Source organism: Tsukamurella pseudospumae (assembly GCF_001575195.1).
Taxonomy (GTDB): domain Bacteria; phylum Actinomycetota; class Actinomycetes; order Mycobacteriales; family Mycobacteriaceae; genus Tsukamurella; species Tsukamurella pseudospumae.
Genome location: NZ_LSRF01000001.1, coordinates 264,939 through 284,441 on the forward strand (window position 1 = coordinate 264,939; position 19,503 = coordinate 284,441).

General features: G+C 70.1%; 19 protein-coding genes. 5 read left to right on the plus strand and 14 right to left on the minus strand.

Annotated elements, in window-relative coordinates; translation table 11 throughout:
• Window positions 1-48 precede the first annotated feature (48 nt).
• The 4 genes from AXK60_RS01185 to lspA form a co-directional block, all read right to left on the minus strand.
• Window positions 49-1,416 (minus strand): DUF1731 domain-containing protein, encoded by a 1,368-nt coding sequence (locus AXK60_RS01185; RefSeq protein WP_082777728.1) that lies wholly within the window; start codon window positions 1,414-1,416, stop codon window positions 49-51.
• 174 nt (window positions 1,417-1,590) lie between these two features.
• Complete coding sequence (locus AXK60_RS01190) at window positions 1,591-2,244, minus strand: hypothetical protein (RefSeq protein WP_068569163.1); 654 nt, start codon at window positions 2,242-2,244, stop codon at window positions 1,591-1,593.
• Window positions 2,241-3,167: an RluA family pseudouridine synthase gene (locus AXK60_RS01195; protein WP_068569164.1), complete on the minus strand. Its 927-nt coding sequence runs from the start codon at window positions 3,165-3,167 to the stop codon at window positions 2,241-2,243. The genes AXK60_RS01190 and AXK60_RS01195 overlap by 4 nt, the downstream gene beginning before the upstream one ends.
• Window positions 3,160-3,738 carry a signal peptidase II gene (gene lspA / locus AXK60_RS01200; RefSeq protein ID WP_068569165.1) on the minus strand — a complete coding sequence of 193 codons (579 nt, stop codon included), beginning with the start codon at window positions 3,736-3,738 and terminating at the stop codon, window positions 3,160-3,162. Before lspA ends, AXK60_RS01195 begins: the two co-directional genes overlap by 8 nt.
• On the opposite strand from lspA, the gene AXK60_RS01205 reads away from it, so the two are divergent.
• On the plus strand, window positions 3,737-4,750 hold the full coding sequence (locus tag AXK60_RS01205; protein ID WP_068569166.1) for a hypothetical protein: 1,014 nt from the start codon (window positions 3,737-3,739) through the stop codon (window positions 4,748-4,750). The two genes, lspA and AXK60_RS01205, sit on opposite strands and share 2 nt — an antisense overlap.
• 39 nt (window positions 4,751-4,789) lie before the next feature.
• On the opposite strand, the gene AXK60_RS01210 is transcribed toward AXK60_RS01205, so the two are convergent.
• On the minus strand, window positions 4,790-5,287 hold the full coding sequence (locus AXK60_RS01210; protein ID WP_139057681.1) for a WKL family lipoprotein: 498 nt from the start codon (window positions 5,285-5,287) through the stop codon (window positions 4,790-4,792).
• Window positions 5,288-5,390: 103 nt separating this feature from the next.
• Between AXK60_RS01210 and AXK60_RS01215 the strand changes: the two genes are divergently transcribed.
• Complete coding sequence (locus AXK60_RS01215) at window positions 5,391-6,335, plus strand: asparaginase (protein WP_068569168.1); 945 nt, start codon at window positions 5,391-5,393, stop codon at window positions 6,333-6,335.
• Between the two features lie 62 nt (window positions 6,336-6,397).
• Here AXK60_RS01215 and AXK60_RS01220 read toward each other — a convergent pair whose 3' ends face one another.
• Window positions 6,398-7,588, minus strand: a complete 1,191-nt coding sequence (locus AXK60_RS01220; protein ID WP_068569169.1) for an acyl-CoA dehydrogenase family protein — start codon at window positions 7,586-7,588, stop codon at window positions 6,398-6,400.
• Window positions 7,588-8,748, minus strand: coding sequence for a CaiB/BaiF CoA transferase family protein (locus AXK60_RS01225; protein ID WP_068569170.1), 1,161 nt, complete (start codon window positions 8,746-8,748; stop codon window positions 7,588-7,590). Before AXK60_RS01225 ends, AXK60_RS01220 begins: the two co-directional genes overlap by 1 nt.
• Window positions 8,749-8,813: 65 nt before the next feature.
• On the opposite strand from AXK60_RS01225, the gene AXK60_RS01230 reads away from it, so the two are divergent.
• Window positions 8,814-9,203, plus strand: a complete 390-nt coding sequence (locus AXK60_RS01230; protein ID WP_068569171.1) for an SRPBCC family protein — start codon at window positions 8,814-8,816, stop codon at window positions 9,201-9,203.
• On the opposite strand, the gene AXK60_RS01235 is transcribed toward AXK60_RS01230, so the two are convergent.
• Entirely contained in the window at window positions 9,192-9,602 is a 411-nt protein-coding gene (locus AXK60_RS01235; RefSeq protein ID WP_139057682.1) for a hypothetical protein, read from the minus strand. The two genes, AXK60_RS01230 and AXK60_RS01235, sit on opposite strands and share 12 nt — an antisense overlap.
• A 169-nt stretch (window positions 9,603-9,771) precedes the next feature.
• Here AXK60_RS01235 and AXK60_RS01240 point away from each other — a divergent pair, with 169 nt between their 5' ends.
• Window positions 9,772-11,382, plus strand: a complete 1,611-nt coding sequence (locus tag AXK60_RS01240; RefSeq protein WP_082777729.1) for an HNH endonuclease signature motif containing protein — start codon at window positions 9,772-9,774, stop codon at window positions 11,380-11,382.
• A 104-nt stretch (window positions 11,383-11,486) separates the two neighbouring features.
• Window positions 11,487-12,020: a hypothetical protein gene (locus AXK60_RS01245; RefSeq protein ID WP_068569174.1), complete on the plus strand. Its 534-nt coding sequence runs from the start codon at window positions 11,487-11,489 to the stop codon at window positions 12,018-12,020.
• Between the two features lie 3 nt (window positions 12,021-12,023).
• On the opposite strand, the gene AXK60_RS01250 is transcribed toward AXK60_RS01245, so the two are convergent.
• From AXK60_RS01250 to AXK60_RS01275, 6 genes are all read right to left on the minus strand, one after another.
• Window positions 12,024-13,439 carry a DNA polymerase IV gene (locus tag AXK60_RS01250; RefSeq protein ID WP_082777730.1) on the minus strand — a complete coding sequence of 472 codons (1,416 nt, stop codon included), beginning with the start codon at window positions 13,437-13,439 and terminating at the stop codon, window positions 12,024-12,026.
• Complete coding sequence (gene ileS, locus AXK60_RS01255; RefSeq protein WP_068569176.1) at window positions 13,408-16,560, minus strand: isoleucine--tRNA ligase; 3,153 nt, start codon at window positions 16,558-16,560, stop codon at window positions 13,408-13,410. Before ileS ends, AXK60_RS01250 begins: the two co-directional genes overlap by 32 nt.
• A gap of 242 nt (window positions 16,561-16,802) precedes the next feature.
• Window positions 16,803-17,447, minus strand: a complete 645-nt coding sequence (locus AXK60_RS26735; protein WP_068569177.1) for a hypothetical protein — start codon at window positions 17,445-17,447, stop codon at window positions 16,803-16,805.
• A 34-nt stretch (window positions 17,448-17,481) separates the two neighbouring features.
• Complete coding sequence (gene wag31, locus AXK60_RS01265; RefSeq protein ID WP_068569178.1) at window positions 17,482-18,315, minus strand: DivIVA-like cell division protein Wag31; 834 nt, start codon at window positions 18,313-18,315, stop codon at window positions 17,482-17,484.
• Between the two features lie 163 nt (window positions 18,316-18,478).
• Window positions 18,479-18,769 carry a YggT family protein gene (locus tag AXK60_RS01270; RefSeq protein WP_068569179.1) on the minus strand — a complete coding sequence of 97 codons (291 nt, stop codon included), beginning with the start codon at window positions 18,767-18,769 and terminating at the stop codon, window positions 18,479-18,481.
• 22 nt (window positions 18,770-18,791) lie between these two features.
• Window positions 18,792-19,469 carry a cell division protein SepF gene (locus AXK60_RS01275; protein ID WP_068569180.1) on the minus strand — a complete coding sequence of 226 codons (678 nt, stop codon included), beginning with the start codon at window positions 19,467-19,469 and terminating at the stop codon, window positions 18,792-18,794.
• Window positions 19,470-19,503: the final 34 nt, after the last annotated feature.

The window sequence follows — 19,503 nt, forward strand, 5'->3', positions numbered from 1 at the left end:
CACAACTGGTTTTCGCGGAGCGCGAACGGATGTACGGTATGCCCCCGTTCAGCCCAACAGATCGGCGAGCGCACCGTCGAGATCCGGGTACCGGAAGGCGAATCCCGCGGCGGGGAGCACCGTCGAGGTGGCGTGCCGGCCGGTCAGGCCGAGGGCAGGGTCGCTGCGCATGCCGATCGCGCCGAGCGCGAGCATCGGGGCGGGCGTGGGCGGCGCGGACGGGCGGCGCAGGTGCCTGCGGAGCGCGGCCATGAGGTCGGCGTTGCGGACCGGATGCGGCGCTGCGGCGACCACCACCCCGTCGGGCAGGACCACGCCCGGCTCGATGCCGAGGCCCGCGCGAGCGATCGCGAGCCAGTCGTCTCGGTGGATCCAGCTGAACCACTGCCGTCCGTCGCCGAGGCTGCCGCCGAGGAAGGCCTTCGTGACGCCGACCATCTTCGCCATCGCCGGCGAGTCCGTGTCCAGCACGATCGAGGTCCGCAGGACGGTCAGGTGTGCGGTGTCGGCATCGGTGGCCGCCTCCTCCCACGGACGGGCGACGCCGGTCATCTGCGGCAGCCCGGGATCGGGCAACGGCGACTCCTCGGTGCACCAGCGCTCCCCCGCGTCGCTCCAGATGGCGGTGGTGCTCGCCTGCACCCACCGCCGCACGCCGCGGCCGCGGGCCGCCTCGACGAGGGCCCGCGTGGCGTCGACGCGGCTGGCCGTGAGCGCGGCGATGTTCGCAGCCGTCGGCCGGCAGTCCACGAGCTTTCCCGCGAGGTTGATCACCGCGGTGTTCGGCGCATCGAGCACTGCGGCCCACGCGCCGACGGTGCGTCCGTCCCAGGTGACCTGCGGGTACGGGACATCGGCGCGGATCGACCGGGTGAGGATCGTCACGGTGTGGCCGCGGCGCACGAGGTCGGCCGCGATCCGCCGGCCGAGCGCGCCGGTGCCGCCGGCGATGACCACGTTGAGCGGGTCGTCGGCCCGCGGGGGTCCCGCGAGCATCGCGAGACGCGCGAGGCTCGTGTCCGCGTCGGCGGCGAACCTCCGCGCCACTATGCGGTCGAAGAACGGCCCGGAGGCGCCGTCCGCCGTGACGGTCTGCTCGACGACGGTGCCGCCGTCCTGGGGGGTGAGCGTCCAGCGGAGGGTCGTGGTTCCGGCCGGCTCGTGCTGGCTGATCGCGAGAGAACGCCCCGGCACGAGCTCCGTCACCGTCGCGGACGGTGCGAACCGGCGGTGGATCCAGGAGGCACGCAGGTCCGGCATCCAGTCGAGGCGGGCGCCGAGCGCGACCGGGTCGCGCAGCACGGCCGAGACCACGAAGGGCTGCCAGCGCGGGAGGCGCTCCAGGTCGACGAGCACGTCCCACAGCGCCTGCGCCGGCAGGGCGATGAATCCTTCAGTGCGATGCACGGTTGCCATGCCTCCGACGCTAGTTCGCCACAGCGCGGATTCCCTGCACGATCACGGAGAGAACTCTCACATCGTGAGATGGATCGCAGGTTCAGGTGCCCGCGTTCACACTCCCGCGGGGAGTCTTCACCCAGTAGTGGGTTGCAACCCGGGTGTCTGCGAAAACTCCCCGCGGGAGGTGAGTCACGCCCCGGGTACCGGGCGGTCGTCTGGGCCGGGAGTAGCGGCGACGGTGTAGGACGGCAGCAGTGCGGAGAGGCCGAACCGGGCACCGTCGCGTGGGAGGACCTGCACGGACCGGACCCCCGGGCGCCCCGCCACGGCGCGCAGCGCGTCGCCCTCGCCGAGGACCACCACGCCGACGACGGCGGGGGCGCCGGCCCGCAGACGCGCGGCGGTCACGCGGGCCACGGCGACGCCACGCGGCCCCGGTGCGGCGAGTCCCGGCATGGCGAGGGCCGCGAGCTCCGGCACCGCGGCGACGCCCTCGGCGCTCTGGCCGGGCGGCACCGTGGCGGTGGGGGTCGCGACACCCGGGATCGACACACGCACGAGGACCCGGCCGATCCGGTCGAGCGAACCGAGCCGGGTCCACACGTCGTCGGCGGACCACGGAACGGTCGGCGAGATCAGCGCCCAGCGCCGCTCCCCCGCGGGCGCGGCGGCCAGCGAGGCGCGGGCCCCGTCGAGGTACTCGGCGACGGACTGACCCGACTGCGGCCCCAGCCGATCCCCGCCGGGGCGCACCTGTCGGACCGGGGTGGCCGATCCGAGCCAGAAGGCCAGGCCGAGTGCCACGGCGAGGAGGACGGCCCAACTCGCGAGGGATCGCCTCACGCGTCGCGCAGGACGTCCAGAGCGTGCTGCAGGTCGTCCGGGTAGGGCGAGGTGAACTCCACGTACTCCCCCTTGGTGGGGTGCGTGAAGCCCAGGGTGCGGGCGTGCAGCCACTGCCGGTCGAGCCCCAGCTTCTTCGCGAGCACGGGATCGGAGCCGTAGGTCTGGTCGCCGCAGCACGGGTGGTGCAGCGCCGCGAAGTGCACCCGGATCTGGTGCGTGCGCCCCGTCTCGAGGTGCACGTCGAGCAGCGTCGCGGCCTGGAAGGCCTCGATCGTGTCGTAGTGCGTGATCGACGGCTTGCCGTCCTTGGTGACCGCGAACTTCCAATCCGAGCTGCGGTGCCGGCCGATCGGCGCGTCGATGGTGCCGGACATCGGGTCGGGGTGGCCCTGCACCAGCGCGTGGTACCGCTTGTCGACGGTGCGCTGCTTGAACGCCCGCTTGAGCACCGTGTACGCGCGCTCGGACACGGCCACGACCATCACGCCGGACGTACCCACGTCGAGGCGGTGCACGATCCCCTGCCGCTCGGGCGCGCCCGAGGTGGAGATCCGGAAGCCGGCGGCGGCAAGGCCACCGATCACCGTCGGGCCCGTCCACCCGACGGACGCGTGCGCGGCGACGCCCACGGGCTTGTCGACGACGACGATGTCCTCGTCCGAGTAGATGACGTTCATGCCGGGGACCGGCTCGGCCACGATCTCCAGCGGCCGCGCGGGCTCCGGCAGGGTCACGTCGAGCAGCGCGCCGGCGCGGAGCTTGTCGGACTTGCCGACGACGGCACCGTCGAGCGTGACGGAGCCCTCGACCACCAGATCGGTGACGACGGTGCGCGACAGGCCCAGCAGGCGGGCGACGCCCGCGTCCACGCGGAGGCCGTCGAGGCCGTCGGGAACGGGCATGGTGCGGGACTCACGCATCGCGGGCCTCCTCGCCGTGCGCGACCGGTTCGGCGGCGACGTCGTCCTTGGGCTGCTTCTGGCCGAAGCCCTCGTACGGGTCCTTGCCGAACAGGGTCAGCGCGATCAGCAGCACCGCGGCGCAGCTGATCGCCGAATCGGCGGTGTTGAACACCGGGAACCAGTCGCCGACGGAGAAGAAGTCGATGACGTGGCCGCGGAAGACTCCGGGCGCGCGGAAGATCCGGTCGCTGAGGTTGCCGAGGGCACCGCCCAGGACCAGGCCGAGGCCGATGGCCCACGGGATCGAGGTGAGCTTGCTGCCCATCCGCACGATCCACACCACGACGCACACCGCGATGATCGTGAGGATCCACGTGTAGCCGGTGGCCATCGAGAATGCGGCGCCCGGGTTCTTGACGAAGATCAGACTGAAGGGCCCCAGGACCTCGATCTTCTCGCCGTAGCTCATGTTCCGCACGACCCAGGTCTTGGCACCGAGATCGATGAGCAGCACTGCGACCGCGACCACCGCCAACAGGATGCGCGGGTTCCGATACCAACTCGGCCGTGCGGTTGCGGGAGAATCCATGCCCTCCATCATCCACTACGGTGGCGGTGTGCATGGCAGACGGTTGCGGCTGGTCCCGGTGGTGTTGACCTCGACGGTGGCGCTGAGCGCCGCGTTGGCGGGGTGCGGCGGGAGCGATTCCGGGGGCGGCGCGGCGTCGTCGTCCGCCGATGCAGCCCGGGGATCCGTTGCCGCGCCGGCCACGACGGCCGGGTGCACGAACACCCCGCCGGCGCTGCCCGGAAACGCCGTCACCGTCGACGTCCCGCAGGCGAAGGTCGTGCTCGACGGGGCCGGCACGGGCTCGCCGAGCGCGCTGACGGTGCGCCCGACGGCCGTCGCTCGGTACTCGCTGTTCACCAACTCGCTGCAGGTCTCCCAGGTGTCCGGCGAGCAGCCCTCGGGCGGCAACCGCGACGTGACGCTGCCGATGGTCGTCCAGCCCACCTGCGCCGACCCGCTCGACGTCTACGCCTTCTTCGGAGCCCCGACGTCCACGGACCCCGCGACGACCAAGGCCCTCGAGGTCGAGGCGGGCACCGTCGGGCGGGTGCGGCTCGCGCCGAACGGTGAGGTGCGTTCGTTCGTCATCGCGGCGCCGCCCGGGGTGTCCACCGACGCGCAGTCCGCGTTCGAACAGGCGCTGCTGCAGACCTTCCTGCGCCTCGTCCCGCTGCCCACGGAACCGGTGGGGATCGGCGCCACGTGGACGGCGACGCGGACCATCCGCGCCGACAGCAATCTGACCCAGACCATGACCGTGACGCTGGGCGGCACCGTCGAACGGCCCGAGCTCAAGGCGAAGGTGGACGAGTCCCCCGACGACTCGGTGTTCCGGGTGCCCGGCAGCGGCACCACACTGACCGTCGAGAGCTACACGTCCGAGGGCAACGGCACGATCCTGCTCGATCCGGCCCGGGCGTTCGGTCAGGGCGGTGTGCAGCTCGAGGGCGGCCGGACGCTGGCGGGCGACGATCCCGCGAAGAAGCTCGTCCAGAAGACGGGCAGCGTGTACCGCTTCGACCCGAAGTAGTCGCCGAGCCCGACGTCGGGCGGGCCGGCGTCGGGCAGGTCAGTGGCAGGAGGGCGAGTCGCGCCCGACCTGCGTGATCATCTGGCACGCGTAGGACTTCTGCAGCTTCCACCGGCCGTCGTCGAAGACGAGCGTGGCGTAGGCGAGCTGGTTGGTTCCGCCCATGAGCACGGAGAACTGGGCCTTCGCGACGCCCGGCTGCTCCAGCACCGGCTTGCCGATGTGCCAGCTGACGGTGGGGTTGTCTGTGCGCAGCTTGACGAGCTCGTCGAACAGCGGGCCGTCCGCGGCGGTGGCGCCCTGGACCAGCAGGATCTTCTGCTCCAGCGGCACCTTCGGGTCGATCGCGCGGGAGAGCATCTCGTCCAGCTGCTGGGTCGACGGTGCGCGGTCCGGCGTGGTCGACGGTGCCTCGGTCACCTCGGCCGACGCGACCGACGGTGTGCTCGACCGCGATTCGGTGTTCTGCCCTCCGCACGCACCGCAGGCCAGGCCCACGAGTACCGCGACGGGGGCCATGAGGACCGGTCCGCGCATCGAGAAGTTCACCTCCGTTCGGCCGCTGCTTCGCCGCCTCCACTATGCCAAACGATGCGCGGTCCGGCGGCGCGCCCTGCACGGAGCGTGCGATGCTGCACGCATGCCTGACGTGATCGTGCTCGCCACGGGCGGCACCATCGCCAGCCGCCACGACGATTCCGGCGCCGCGGTCGCCGCCGACTCCGGTGCGGACCTGCTCGGGTCGGCCGGGGAGGTCGCCGGTGTCACGGTGACGGTGCGCGACGTGGTCCGGGCCGACTCGTCGGCGCTGACGCTGGAGCAGCTCGACGCCATCCGTGCGGCCGTCGGGGAGGCGCTGTCCTCGCCCGACGTGGCCGGGGTCGTCGTGACCCACGGCACCGACACCATGGAGGAGACCTCGCTGCTGGTCGACCTCGCGCACGCCGACCCGCGTCCGGTCGTGTTCACGGGGGCCCAGCATCCTGCGGACTCGCCGAACGCCGACGGCCCGGCGAACCTCGCGGGCGCGATCGCCGTGGCCGCCGACCCCGCCTACCGCGGGCTCGGGGTGCTGCTGTCCTTCGCCGGGGAGGTGCAGACGGTGCGCGGGCTCGCGAAGGTCTCGACGACGGCGCCCCAGCCCTTCTCCGGAGGCCTGCCCGTCGCGGAGCTGGCCGGGTCGGCGCCGCACCGACTGCTCGCCAGGAACGCACCGATCGCGGACGTCCGGGTCGACGTCGTCGCCTCCTATCCGGGCGCCGACGGTGTCCTGGTCGACGCGGCTGTCGCCGCCGACGCCCGGGGGATCGTCCTGGTCGGCACCGGCAGCGGCAACACGACGGTGGCCCTGGCCGACGCCGTGCGCCGCGCGATCGACGCCGGCGTGGTCGTGGTGGTGTCGACGCGGATCGTCGCCGGCCCGGTCGACGCGGCGTACGGCGGCGGAGGCGGCGCGGCGGACCTGGTGGCCGCCGGCGCGATCCTCTCCCGGCGGCTGCGTCCGGGCCAGGCCCGGATCGTGCTGCTCGCCCTGCTCGCGGGCGGCGTGGCGCCGCGGTGGATCGAGGCGTACCTGGGCCGGTAGCCGGCCGTCGGACCTGCGTGCCGACGGGTCCGGCGCACCGTCGAGCGTACCGGACGGCGCGGTCAGCGGAAGGCGGGAACCCCGGTCATCGTCTGGCCGACGACGAGGGTGTGCATCTCCACGGTGCCCTCGTAGGTGAGCACGGACTCCAGGTTGTTCATGTGCCGGATCACCGGGAACTCCAGGGAGATGCCGTTGGCGCCCAGGATCGTTCGCGCCGTGCGGCAGATCTCCAGGGCCTCGCGGACGTTGTTCAGCTTGCCGAGGCTGACCTGCGACGGGTGCAGCGTGCCGGCGTCCTTGCGGCGGCCGAGGTGCAGCGCCAGGAGGAGTCCCTTCGTGTACTCGAGATTCATATCCGCCAGCTTCTGCTGGGTCAGCTGGAATCCCGCGAGCGGGCGGCCGAACTGCTCCCGCTCGATCGAGTAGCTCAGCGCGGCCTCGAGGGAGGAGCGCGCCGCGCCGAGCGAGCCCCAGATGATGCCGTAGCGCGCCTCGTTGAGACAGCTGAGCGGCCCGCGCAGGCCGCGGACCTCGGGGAAGGCGAAGGCGTCCGGCACGCGGACATCGTCGAGGACGAGCTCGCTGGTGACCGAGGCGCGCAACGAGAGCTTGTGCTTGATCTCGGGTGCGGAGAAGCCGGGCGTGTCCGTCGGGACGACGAAGCCGCGGATCCCCTCGTCGGTCTGCGCCCACACGACGGCGACGTCGGCGATGGATCCGTTGGTGATCCACATCTTCCGGCCCGTGATCACCCAGTCGTCGCCGTCGCGCCGCGCACGGGTGCGCATGTTCGCGGGGTCCGATCCGTGGTCGGGTTCGGTGAGGCCGAAGCAGCCGATCGCCTCGCCGGCCGCCATGCGCGGCAGCCACTGCTGCTTGATCTCCTCGCTCGCCCAGCGCCAGATGGCGAACATGGCGAGCGATCCCTGCACCGACACCATCGAGCGCAGCCCGGAATCCACCGCTTCCAGCTCGAGGCAGGCGAGGCCGTAGTGGGTGGCGGACATGCCCGCACAGCCGTAGCCCTCGAGGTGCATGCCCAGCACGCCCAGCGAGCCGAGATCCCGCATGAGGCCCCGCGGGTCGTCGATCGCGCCGGCCTCGAACCAGTCGGCGACATGGGGCAGGACGCGCTCGGTGCACGCCTGCCGGACGGACGCGCGCACGGCCTTCTCGTCGTCGGACAGCAGGTCGTCGATGCCGGCCAGGTCGAGGGGTGCGGGCCGCTTCGCCGCTTCGTCGGTGCTCATCAGTGGTTCCTGCTCTCGTCGGGGGTGTTCAGTTCTGCGCGGACGGCGTCGTTGTGCTCGCCGAGCATCGGAGGTCGCCGGTAGTCGGTGACGGGCGTGCGGGAGAAGCCGATGGGGCTCCGCACCTGGTCGATCGCGCCGTCGCCCACCGGGATCCGCGGGGCGAGTCCCAGCCGTTCGGCGAGCGCGAATCCGGACGCGATGTCGCCGACGGTGCCGGCGGGCACCCCGGCGGCGGTCAGCCGGCAGACCCACTCCTCGGCGTCCTCGGCTGCGAGGCACTCCTCCAGAGCGCGGACCAGGTCCGCGCGGTGGCGCACGCGCTCCGGGTTCGTCGCGAACCGGGGGTCCTGCTCCAGTCCGACGGCTCCGACGGCGTCCGCGAGCCGGGCGAACTGGCCGTCGTTGCCGCACGCCACGGCGAGCAGTCCGTCGCGGCAGCGCAGTGTCTCGTAGGGCGTGATCGACGGGTGCGTGTTGCCCATCCGCGTCGGCGACTCCCCCGTCGCGAGGAAGTTCGCGCCCTGATTCGCGAGCGAACCGAGCAGGGACGACAGGAGATCGACCTCGACGTGTTGCCCGAGTCCCGACCGCTCACGCTCGTAGAGGGCGGCGAGGATTCCCGCCACCGCGTCCTTCGCGGTGAGCACGTCGACCAGCGCGACGCCGACCTTCATCGGGTCACCGTAAGGATCGCCCGTGATGCTCATGAGGCCGCCCACGGCCTGCACCAGGAAGTCGTAGCCGGGCAGCGCCGCGCCACCGTCGGACCCGAAGCCGGTCACCGAGCAGTAGACGAGGCGCGGGTTCAGCGCCGCGAGCTCGTCGTAGCCGAATCCTTTGTCGCCGAGGGCCCCGGTGCGGAAGTTCTCGACGAGGACGTCGGCGCGGCGGACCAGTTCCCGAGCGGCGGCGCGGTCGACCGGATCGTCCAGATCGAGCTCGACGCTGCGCTTCGAGCGGTTCGCCGACTCGAAGTACGCGCTCGTCGACGCGGTCCACGGCGGGCCCCACCGGCGGGTGTCGTCCCCCACTCCCGGTCGCTCGACCTTGATCACGTCCGCGCCCAGATCCGCCAGCATCATCGTGGCGAGCGGCCCCGCGAGCACGCGGCTGAAATCCGCGACCACGATGCCGTCGAGTATCGGTGCCGCTGTCATCGATTCCCCATGCCTGCACGATAACGCCATCGGCATCCCATGACGGGCGGGACTACGGTGGGACGATGACCGAGGAGTCCCGCCACATCAGCGTCGTGATCGGGCGGCCCGCCGCGGACGTGTACGCCTTCGCGCGCGAGCCGGAGAACCTGGCCGCCTGGGCCGCCGGTCTCGCGACGGGCGTGCGCCGCGACGGCGACGATCTCCTCACCGACTCCCCCATGGGTGAGGTCCGGGTGCGGTTCACGCCGGACAATCCCTTCGGCGTGCTCGACCACGACGTGACGCTGCCCGACGGCACCGTCGTGAACAACCCCCTGCGCGTGCTCACGCATCCCGACGGGGCCGAGGTCCTGTTCACCGTCCGGCGGCTCGGTGCGAGCGACGCCGACTTCGATCGTGATTGCGCGATGGTGCAGGCGGATCTGAATCACCTGCGTGACCTACTGAGCTGAATCCGCCGCTTCGCGTTCGCGCCGCCGGATCAGCGCCGCCCGCGCCTCGTCGTACTTGGCGTCAATCGGATCGGTCAACGCATCAAGCTCCGCGTAATGCGCGGCAGTCCAAGCGGAGTCGAAGTCGAGGTCATGCCGCTCCATGAACGGAATCAGAACCGCCCAGACCTCGTCGCTCCTCGTCAGCTCGATCTCATCGGGTGGGTCCTTCACCGGGACAGGCAGCATCGCACGGGCGGCCAGGTACCGCTCGTGGATCGGGCCCGCCAATCTGCGATACTCGGCGGTCTGCGCCTCGGTCCAGTCTCCGTCGAGCTCCAGTCCATGCCGTTCGAGGAACGGCTGCAGAACCGCATCGATCTCGTCTCTCGCCATTTGATCGAGGCGGCGACCGGTCACTGAAGCCTCATCTGCCCGTACCACGACGTCCTCCTCATGATCTCCTCCCCGATCGTACTGCCATCCGCTGTCGTGATTCTGGAGTTATTCCTATCAATATCACACACATTATCGAATTATTGAAGTCTCTCGAATATTGAGGTAGGATCTAGAGATTAGGAGGCGCGCGATGAGTACTTGCACTGCAGTCGAGTATCTCGACGCGCTGACCATGTTCGAACAAGCTGCGGAACGGCTTGCGCAGGCGGATCCGGTGATGCTCGAATCGCAGGACGTTCTGGCCTCGCTGGAGCGGCTGGAGACGGCATCGCGGAGGGTTCCGTTCAGCCAGCATCTCCTCACCCAGGTCGCGGTCGAGCAGGGACTGCCGGCGCAGCTCGGCTACACCGGCATGAAGGAGCTACTCGTCCAACGACTGCGGCTCGCAGGCGGCGAGGCGCGGGACCGGATCCACGGTGCTCGGGACCGCGTTCCGCAGCACGGGCACGGCGTGTGCCCCGAACCGCGGTACGCGCTCGTCGCCGCGGCGCAGCAAGAGGGCAGGATCTCGGACCGGCACGCGTTGGCGATCGAACGCGTCTTCGCGAAGTGCCGGAAGACGATCCGCCCCGATCAAGCCGAGATCCTTGAGGACGTCCTGGTCACCGCCGCTGTCGATGTCGTACCCGAGGACCTCGAGGTCATCGGAGCCCGCGCGCTCGCCCACCTCGATCCCGATGGCGCCGAGCCGGATTCCGACGTGGTCTCCCGCGCTCGCGGTCTTAGCGTGGGCAGGCAGGACGACGATCTGATGACCCCGTTCGACGGCGACCTCTCCCCCGAGGGGCGCGCGCTGATGGACACGATCCTGGAGAAGCTCGCGCGGCCCGGCGTGAACAACCCCGCGGATGTGGACGATCCCGTGGACCTCACCGATCAGGACGCGGTGCGGGCTGCGGCGAAACGCGATCAACGCACCACCGTTCAACGCAATCACGACGCGCTGGTCACCGCTCTGGCCGTGGCGGTCAACTCCGGCGCCCTCGGACAACACCGCGGTGTCGCCTGCGTCCCGATCATCACGCTCACGATCGACCAGTTGGAGTCCGAGACCGGGATCGCGACCACCGCCACCGGAGGGCGGATGCCCGTCGAGGACGCGCTACGCATGATGGGTGCGAACCCGAGGTACGTGCTGGTCCTGGACCTGCAGTCGCGGCCGTTGTTCCTCGGTCGGGAGAAGCGTCTCGCTTCCGCCGATCAGCGGATCGCGCTGTACGGCTCGGAGAAGGGGTGCACGGCACCCGGATGCGACGCACCCGCGACCCGCTGCCAGGTGCACCACATCACCGCATGGGCCGATGGCTGCCCCACCGACATCACGTGCCTCACCCTCGCCTGCGACAAGCACCACGGCAAGGTCGTTCCGGACACCGGCGGATTCCCCCGCGGTTGGGAGACCATCACCGTCCGCCACGGTGAGTACGCCGGCCGGACAGGCTGGCGGCGCACCGCAGATCCGTCCCACGAGCACCGGGTGAATCATAAACACCACGCGGATGAGTTGTACCGGCGCGCACATCAGCGCTGGCTGCGCCGCCGAGAGGGTCTCATCAATCTCTGGCGCAGCGAAGAACTCCGCGTGCAGTACGAGCGGTTCGTCGGCACCATCGACCGCGACATCGCCGCCATCCTCGACGGTCCCCACGGCCCACCTATCCTGGAAGCCCTACTCTCCGAACACGACGCCGACGAGCCGTGGAACCACCAGATGCCCGCCGACCTGCGCGCCGCGGCCTGACGACGTGCGCGCCCCGCATCGGGCATGATCGTGCGATGGACACGTGGGAGGCACTCCAGCACACACCGATCCCCGAACTTCGCCGTCGCGCAGCATTGGTCGAAATGATCGACGAGTTCCTCGAGCCCTCGCCGCCCGAGAACGGTCTCTTCGTCTGGGCCGACGGCGGCGGTCAAACCACTGCGTGGCAATTCGCAGACGACGGGAAGGCTCTTCTGCTGACGCTCGAACACGAGGGGTTTCTCAACGTGATCAATGAGGAAGTCCACGTCCAACGAGGTTTCTTCGATGGCGTTCCGTCCGACTTGATTGCGCTGATACAGCGCGATCCGGAAGCGACCGGCTTCTTCGACTTCAGCGACGACGAAGGTCCGGTGCTCAGCGCAAGTGGCGTCTTCTGGTGTGACGGTTCAAGGTGGCACGTCGCCGACGGTCTCGTGCGTTACTGCGCCGAGAACGACCTTTCGGTCGAAGATTCCGGGTTCGAGTACTGCACCCACCCGTACCTCTTCGGGCAGGACTTCACCGCGGACACGTACTACCAGCACATGATCGACCTGAGGGACTGGATGAACGAGTCGGAGAGGGCAGCGCTCCGGCGAAGAATCGACGCCGGGTTCGCCGCGTACGGCGAGTAGGGCTCAGTCGTCCTCGTCGTCGACGACGAGGTGCTCCTCGGGCCAGTCGAGCGAGTCGAGGGGGTCGGCCTCGCGGAGGGCGGCGTCGTCGACCTTGAAACTGCGCATGCGCCCCGGCCCGGAGGTGCGGGTCTCGAACCGCACGCTGAGCACGCCGTGCCCGGCACCCTGCACCCAGCCGTGCCCGAACTCGGGGTGCCGGACGTCCATGCCCGGGCGCCAGCCGATGACGGCACCTGCCTCCTCGACATCGGGCTCGGGCGAAGTGGTGGCACCATCGGTGCCGGAAAGGTCTGCGGCCTCGTCGTTCTCGTCCCCGAACAAGGTGAACTGCTCCACGCTGCTGAGCCCCGAGAACCCGACGCCGACGAGGCGCAGGCCACCGATCTCCATGGGGTCGAGGGCGAGACGCTGCGCAGTCGCTGTGAGCACCGCGCCGTCGGTGGTGGCGGACGGCAGCGTGGCACTCCTGGTGAGCAGGGACATGTCCGACCGCTTCAGCTTGAGCACGACGGTGCGCGCCCCGCGCCCGTCGCGCCGCAGCCGCCGCAGCGCGTGCTCGGCGCTGCGGTCGATCTCGCGACGCAGAGCGTTCATGGTGGTCACATCGGTCTCGAGGGTGTGCTCGGCGCTGATGGATTTCGCCTCGCCGTTGACCGCCACGGGCCGGTCGTCCTCGCCTCGCGCGAGCCGGTGCAGCGCGGGCCCCAGCGTGGCGCCGAGCACCGAGACCACCTCGATCTCGCTCATCGCGGCGAACTGGCCGATCGTGTCGATCCCCAAGCGGGACAGCCGCTCCCCCGCGACCGGGCCGATCCCCCAGAGCTTGCGGACGGGCAGCGGGTACAGCATCGACTCCTGCGCGGCGGGCGGGATGACGGACACCCCGTCGGGTTTCGCGAGCCCGGAGGCGATCTTCGCGGCCTGCTTCCCCGCCCCCGCGCCGACGGACGCGACGAGGCCCGTCGCCTCCCTGATCCGGGACCGCAGCAGCTCGGCGAAGGCCACGACCTCGTCCGACGACGCGCCGGCGAGCTCGGCCGGCTCGCCGAAGGCCTCGTCGAAGGACAGCGTCTCGACGACGGGGATGAGCTCGCGCACCGCCCCGAAGACGCGCCGGCTGATCGTTCCGTACAGCGCCCCGCGCGGCGGCAGCACCACCGCGGACGCACCGACGAGCCGGCGCGCCTGGTGCATCGGCATCGCCGACCGGGCGCCGAAGACGCGCGCCTCGTACGAGCACCCGGCGACCACGCCGCGGCCGCCGAGCCCGCCCACCAGCACGGGACGCCCACGCAGAGTGGGTCGGGTCAGCTGCTCGCAGGACGCGAAGAAGGCGTCCATGTCGAAATGCAGCACCCAGCGGGCGCTGCTCTCCGGGGGCGCGTCAGGCCTTGGTGAGCCGGCCTCGGACACCATCGCCCAGCTCCACCCCATCCGGCACCGCCCCGAAGTCGAGCGAGGTCGCGAGCACCTCGCCCGCGATCAGGTCCCGGTGCTGCTCGGCGGCCGCACGGTGTTCCTCGGGCACGTCGAGGACCAGGGCGATCCGGTCACTCACGTCGAGCCCCGCGGACCGTCGGGCCTCTTGCAGCTCGCGGATGCGATCCTTGGCCCACCCCTCGGCCTCGAGCTCGGCGTCGACCGACAGGTCGAGTACGACGAGCCCGGCACCGTCGGGCAGCTCGGCGGTGGAGTCCGGCGCGGCGGCGACCAGCTTGCGCGTGTACTCGCCGTCCTGCAGCGCGATCCCCGCGGCCGTCACCACACCGTCGGAAACGGTGTAGTCCCCGGACTTCACGGCCTTGATCACCGTCTGCACGTCCTTGCCCAGGCGCGGGCCCGCCGCACGGGCGTTGACCGCGATCTCGACCCGGCCGTACTGGTCGGCGTCGGAGGAGACCGTGACCTCCCGGACGTTGACCTCGTCGGCGATGATCGAGGCGAAGGGCGCGAGCTTCTCGGCACCGGGACCGGCGACGGTCAGCGAGTGCAGCGGCAGCCGCACGCGCAGCTTGTTCGCCTTGCGCACCGACGAGGCGACGGAGCACACGTCCCGCACCTCGTCCATCGCGGCCACCAGCTCGGGATCAGCGGGCAGGTCCGACGCCGACGGCCAATCGGTCAGGTGCACCGACTCGCCGCCGGTGAGGCCGCGCCACATCGCCTCAGTGGCCATCGGGAGCAGCGGGGCCGCGAGCCGGCACGTGGTCTCCAGCACGGTGTAGAGCGTGTCGAAGGCGCCCGCGTCCGAACCGTCCCAGAAACGTGCCCGCGAGCGGCGCACGTACCAGTTGGTCAGGGCGTCGACGAACAGCCGCAGCTCCTCGCACGCGTCCGCGATGTTGCAGGTGTCCAGCGCCTCGGTCATGGCGTCGCGGGTCTGTGCGAGCTTCGCCAGGATGTACCGGTCCAGCACGTCCTGCGAGTCCGTGCGCCACGTCGCCGGCTTCTCCGCGTACAGCTGCAGGAACGAGTAGGCGTTCCACAGCGGCAGCAGTGTCTGTCGCACGCCGTCGCGGATGCCCTGCTCGGTGACCACCAGGTTGCCGCCGCGCAGAATGGGCGAGGCCATGAGGAACCAGCGCATCGCGTCGGACCCGTCGCGGTTGAACACCTCGTTGACATCCGGGTAGTTCCGCTTCGACTTCGACATCTTGAGGCCGTCGTGGCCGAGCACGATGCCGTGCGCCGCGACCGTGCGGAAGGCGTTGCTGTCGAACAGCGCCGTGGCCAGGACGTGCAGGTTGTAGAACCAGCCCTTGGTCTGGCCGTTGTACTCGACGATGAAGTCGCCCGGGAAGTGCGTGTCGAACCAGTCGCGGTTCTCGAACGGGTAGTGGACCTGCGCGAAGGGCATCGAGCCCGATTCGAACCAGCAGTCCAGGACCTCGGGGACGCGACGCATGGTCGACTGCCCGTCCTCGGGCGACCGCGGGTCATCGGGGTTCGGCCGGGTCAGCTCGTCGATGTACGGACGGTGCAGGTTGTCCGGACGCACGCCGAAGTCGCGCTCCAGCTCGTCGAGCGAACCGTAGACGTCCACCCGCGGGTACGCGGGATCGTCCGAGACCCACACCGGGATCGGAGCGCCCCAGTAACGGTTGCGACTGATGTTCCAGTCGCGCGCGCCCTCGACCCACTTGCCGAACTGGCCGTCGCGGATGTGCGCGGGGTTCCAGGTGATGTCCTGGTTCAGCTCGAGCATGCGCGGGATGATCTTGGTGACCTCGACGAACCACGAGGGCACGGCCATGTAGATCAGCGGCTGGCCGGAGCGCCACGAGTGCGGGTAGCTGTGCTCGATGGTCTCGTGCCGCAGCAGCCGACCCTTGGCCTTGAGGTCCTTGGCGATGACGGGGTTGGCGTCGAACACCTGCAGACCCTCGTACGGCGGGACCGCCGCGGTGAACTTCCCACCCGGGTCCAGCGGCTGCACGACCTCGATGCCGTACTTGCCCGTGGCCAGGTCCATGTCCTCCTCACCGAAGGCGGGCGCGAGGTGCACCACACCGGTACCGGAGTCGGTGGTCACGTAGTCGGCGAGCAGCGTCACGTGAGCCTTGGGGTGGCCGGCGAAGAAGTCGAAGGGCGGCTCGTAGGCGGCGAACTCCAGATCGCGGCCCCGGTACCGGCCCTTGATCTCGGGCGAGTCCCCCAGCTCTCGGGCGTACTGGCCCAGGCGCGCCTCGGCGAGCAGGTAGTCCTTCCCGTCGAGCCCGGTCACGTGCACGTAGTCGAGATCCGGATGCACCGCGATCGCGAGGTTCGAGGGCAGCGTCCAGGGCGTGGTGGTCCAGATCAGCGCCTCGACACCGTCAAGCGCCTCGAGCGGGGTGCCCTTGGTGCGCAACGGCATCCCGACGGTGACCGCCGGGTCCTGCCGCATTTTGTAGGCGTCATCGAGCTTGGACTCCTGGTTCGAGAGCGGCGTCTGCTCGTACCAGGAGTACGGCAGCACGCGGTAGCCCTGGTAGATCAGGCCCTTCTCGTGGAGGGTCTTGAACGCCCACATGACCGACTCCATGAAGTCCAGGTCGAGCGTCTTGTAGTCGTTGTCGAAGTCCACCCAGCGGGCCTGGCGGGTGACGTACTGGCGCCATTCCTCGGTGTACTGCAACACGGAGGTGCGGCAGTAGTCGTTGAACTTCGCCACGCCCATGGTCTCGATCTCGGACTTGTCCTTGATCCCCAGCTGGCGCTCGGCCTCGAGCTCGGCGGGCAGGCCGTGGGTGTCCCAGCCGAAACGGCGGTCGACCTTCTTGCCGCGCATGGTCTGGTAGCGCGGGACCAGGTCCTTGACGTAGCCGGTCAGCAAGTGGCCGTAGTGCGGCAGGCCGTTGGCGAAGGGCGGACCGTCGTAGAAGACGAACTCGTCCGCGCCGTCCCGATTGGCGATCGTCTTCCGGAAGGTGTCGTTCTCGGACCAGTACGCGAGGACGCGTTCCTCGAGGTCGGGGAACGACGGGGTGCCCGCCTTCGCGGGGGCGTCGTCGTCGCGGGTCATGTCGACCAGCGGATAGGGGCGCTTCTCACTCATCGTGACTCCTCGTGCCGTCTACTACCAGCACGGGGACGACTCCCGGCCTGTGACCGAGCTCCGCGGTACCACCCCGCTTGCGCCTGCCCGGAAATCCCGAGACGACGCCACTTTCTTACGAGGGCTGTGACGGGCCCACCCGTCCGGTTCTACTGGGGCGGGGCCGCCCGTTCTTCCGGATGCTCCCCGGTGATGGCCGGATCGACGCAGTGCTACCCCCAAGGATAGCGGTCAGTGCAACGTCACTTCTTGTCGGGATCGTCCGACTCGGGCTCCTGGGGCGGCGTCCACTCGGTGCCCCAGGCCTGATCGATCCGGATCTGCGGGATCTGGTCGGTCATGTCCGGGTCGTACTTCCCGGGCGCGAACAGCCCGCGAGTGCTCTCGTCGTCGGTGTCGGCCGGCGACTCGTGCTCCCACCCGGTGGGCCCGCTGAGCGGCCCCACCGCGAACTGGGCGGTCGGACGCGCATCGTCGTCCGGGCCGTCGTGCCGCCCGAACTCCTCGTGCCCGACGGTGCCGGCCTCTCGCGCCGCGTCGTCCACCGGCTCGGCGGCCTCGGACTCGTCCGAGGCTCCGGCGGCCGGCGCGGTGGCCTTCTCCGCCACTGGCCCCCCGGCGCCGTCCGTGTCATCCGCGGCCCGGTCCCCCGGGCTCCAGGCCCCGCCGGATCGCTGACCGCGACCCCTGCCGGACGACTCGCCGGAGGCCTTGTCAGCCTTGTCCCGTTCGCCGCGGCGGTAGGTGAGGACGTCGCCGAGCAGGAGGACGACGCCGATCACCGAGACCACCACGCACGCGATGGCGAGCCAGAGGTTGGCCGTGATCAGGGCGACGATCAGCAGGATGAACCCGATGACCGTCGCCCCCAGAGCGGCTAGCAGCATGAGAACTCCGCCTTAGTACCGGCCGGTTCCAGCCCTACTTGTACTGCTGGTTGCCGCCGGCCGCGTTGCCGGGATCATTGAAGTCGCCACCGCGACCCTGGCCGTGATCGACCGGGGCGGCGCTACGCAGCGACTGCAGCTCCTCGAGCTGACCCTCGAGGTAGGTCTTGAGGCGAGTGCGGTACTCGCGCTCGTAGGTCTTGAGCTGCTCGATCCGACCCTCCAGCACGGTGCGCTGCTGGTTGATGGTGGTCATGATCTCGGTGTGCTTCTGCTCCGCCTCGGCCTGCAGCGAGTCGGAACGCTCCTGCGCCTGGCGCAGCTGGTTCTCCGACCGCGTCTGCGCGTCGGCGAGCAGGGCGTCCGAGCGCTGGCGCGCGTCGGCCACCATGGCGTCGGCCTTCTGGCGGGCGTCGGCGACCATGGACTCCGACTGGGCACGCGCATCCGAGACGAGCTTCTCGGCCTCGGAACGCGAGTTGTTCGTGAGGCGGTCGGCGGTCTCCTGCGCGAGGCCGAGCACCTTGGCGGCGCGCACGTGCGCCTCCTCGGTGGTGGCCGGCGCAGCAGCTGCGGCGGCGACGGGAGCCACGGGCTCCTGCACGGCCGGGGTGTTCGCAGCGGGCGCGGCGAAGGCGACCGTGTTACCGGCCGACGGCTGCTCGCCGCCACCGGCGCGGGCCTCGCCGAGCTCGCGCTCCAGCTCGGAGTTGCGCTGCTGCAGATCGTTGTTCTCGTCGATCAGCCGAGCGAGCTCGGTCTCGACCAGATCGAGGAACTGATCCACCTCGTCCTCGTTGTAGCCGCGCTTTCCGATCGGCGGCTTGCTGAACGCCACGTTCCGCACATCGGCGGGTGTCAGCTTCATAGGTCGTTTCCCCTCAATTCGGCTGCTCGACAGATCTCAAGTCACTTGGACCAACACTGTAACTAGTGCACATCCTGTCACACCAGACCCGTTTGTTCCTCATCACCCAACAATCACGCGATGAAATGTCCGATTCATCATGCACTGATCACTCTGATCACGTCTACGCGGCCAGGCTGCTGACCACGCTCTGCGCGATCGCCACCAGCAGAAACAGGACGATGAAGGCCAGATCGAGCCGGACCGGGCCGAGGGGCACCGTCGGAATGATCTTCCGGAGCGCCTTCAGCGGCGGATCCGTGACGGTGAACACTCCTTCGAGCACGATCGCCACGATCCCCTTCGGGAACCACTCCCGGGCGAAGGACTTCACCACCTCGATCACCAGGCGAACGATCAGGAGGGCCCAGAAGATCGAGAGGAGGATGAGGACGACGAGCCAGAATGCTTGCACCGGTACAGTCTGCCCGAATCCGTCAGCGGTTGTAGAAGCCGGTCTCCGCGATCCGCGCCCGATCCTCCGCCGTCACGTCCACATCGGCGGTGGCCAGCATGAACACCTTGGTGGTGATGCGGTCGAAGGAGCCGTGCAGCGCGAAGGTCAGGCCGGCTGCGAAGTCGACCAGGCGCTTGGCGTCGGCGTTGTCCATGGCCGTCAGATCCATGATCACCGGGATGCCCTCGCGGAACCGCTCACCGATCGTGCGCGCCTCCTCGTACGAGGTGGGACGCAGGGTGGTGATGCGGGACATCGGGTTCTCCTGGCTCAGCACGTCGGCACGGGTGTCCATGGCCAGCGCGCCCCGGGTGGACGTCGAGACGGAGCGCGCGCCGTCCCGCAGGGGCTCCAGGCGCGGCAGCCGGGCGTCGGCACGAGCGGGCTCACGGTAACCGCGGTCGTAGTCGTCGTACGCGGCGCCGCGGCCGGCGTAGCCCTCGTCGTACGTCGGCTGGTAGCCGTCGTAGTCGTCTGCGCGACGGCCGTCGTACGCGTAGCCGCGCTCGCCGCGGTAGTCCGAGCGGTAGTCGCCGAACTCGTCGTCGAGGCCGCGACGGCCGCGCGGCTGCGGCGTGCCCTCGTCGACGTATCCGTCGTCGTACGCATCCAGCGGAACCATGCCGAAGTACGCCTTGACCTTGTGCAGAGTGCTCATCTTTGCCCTTCCTCGGCGCCTGCATGGGCTGGTG

What these genes read in the sequence shown, in the direction of transcription:
- AXK60_RS01185 (WP_082777728.1), bottom strand. Translation starts at nt 1,416, where the DNA reads ATGGCAACCGTGCATCGCACTGAAGGATTCATCGCCCTGCCGGCGCAG.
- AXK60_RS01195 (WP_068569164.1), bottom strand. Translation starts at nt 3,167, where the DNA reads ATGCGTGAGTCCCGCACCATGCCCGTTCCCGACGGCCTCGACGGCCTC.
- AXK60_RS01205 (WP_068569166.1), top strand. Translation starts at nt 3,737, where the DNA reads ATGCCCTCCATCATCCACTACGGTGGCGGTGTGCATGGCAGACGGTTG.
- lspA (WP_068569165.1), bottom strand. Translation starts at nt 3,738, where the DNA reads ATGGATTCTCCCGCAACCGCACGGCCGAGTTGGTATCGGAACCCGCGC.
- AXK60_RS01210 (WP_139057681.1), bottom strand. Translation starts at nt 5,287, where the DNA reads ATGCGCGGACCGGTCCTCATGGCCCCCGTCGCGGTACTCGTGGGCCTG.
- AXK60_RS01215 (WP_068569168.1), top strand. Translation starts at nt 5,391, where the DNA reads ATGCCTGACGTGATCGTGCTCGCCACGGGCGGCACCATCGCCAGCCGC.
- AXK60_RS01220 (WP_068569169.1), bottom strand. Translation starts at nt 7,588, where the DNA reads ATGAGCACCGACGAAGCGGCGAAGCGGCCCGCACCCCTCGACCTGGCC.
- AXK60_RS01225 (WP_068569170.1), bottom strand. Translation starts at nt 8,748, where the DNA reads ATGACAGCGGCACCGATACTCGACGGCATCGTGGTCGCGGATTTCAGC.
- AXK60_RS01230 (WP_068569171.1), top strand. Translation starts at nt 8,814, where the DNA reads ATGACCGAGGAGTCCCGCCACATCAGCGTCGTGATCGGGCGGCCCGCC.
- AXK60_RS01240 (WP_082777729.1), top strand. Translation starts at nt 9,772, where the DNA reads ATGAGTACTTGCACTGCAGTCGAGTATCTCGACGCGCTGACCATGTTC.
- AXK60_RS01245 (WP_068569174.1), top strand. Translation starts at nt 11,487, where the DNA reads ATGATCGACGAGTTCCTCGAGCCCTCGCCGCCCGAGAACGGTCTCTTC.
- AXK60_RS01250 (WP_082777730.1), bottom strand. Translation starts at nt 13,439, where the DNA reads ATGGTGTCCGAGGCCGGCTCACCAAGGCCTGACGCGCCCCCGGAGAGC.
- ileS (WP_068569176.1), bottom strand. Translation starts at nt 16,560, where the DNA reads ATGAGTGAGAAGCGCCCCTATCCGCTGGTCGACATGACCCGCGACGAC.
- AXK60_RS26735 (WP_068569177.1), bottom strand. Translation starts at nt 17,447, where the DNA reads ATGCTGCTAGCCGCTCTGGGGGCGACGGTCATCGGGTTCATCCTGCTG.
- wag31 (WP_068569178.1), bottom strand. Translation starts at nt 18,315, where the DNA reads ATGAAGCTGACACCCGCCGATGTGCGGAACGTGGCGTTCAGCAAGCCG.
- AXK60_RS01275 (WP_068569180.1), bottom strand. Translation starts at nt 19,469, where the DNA reads ATGAGCACTCTGCACAAGGTCAAGGCGTACTTCGGCATGGTTCCGCTG.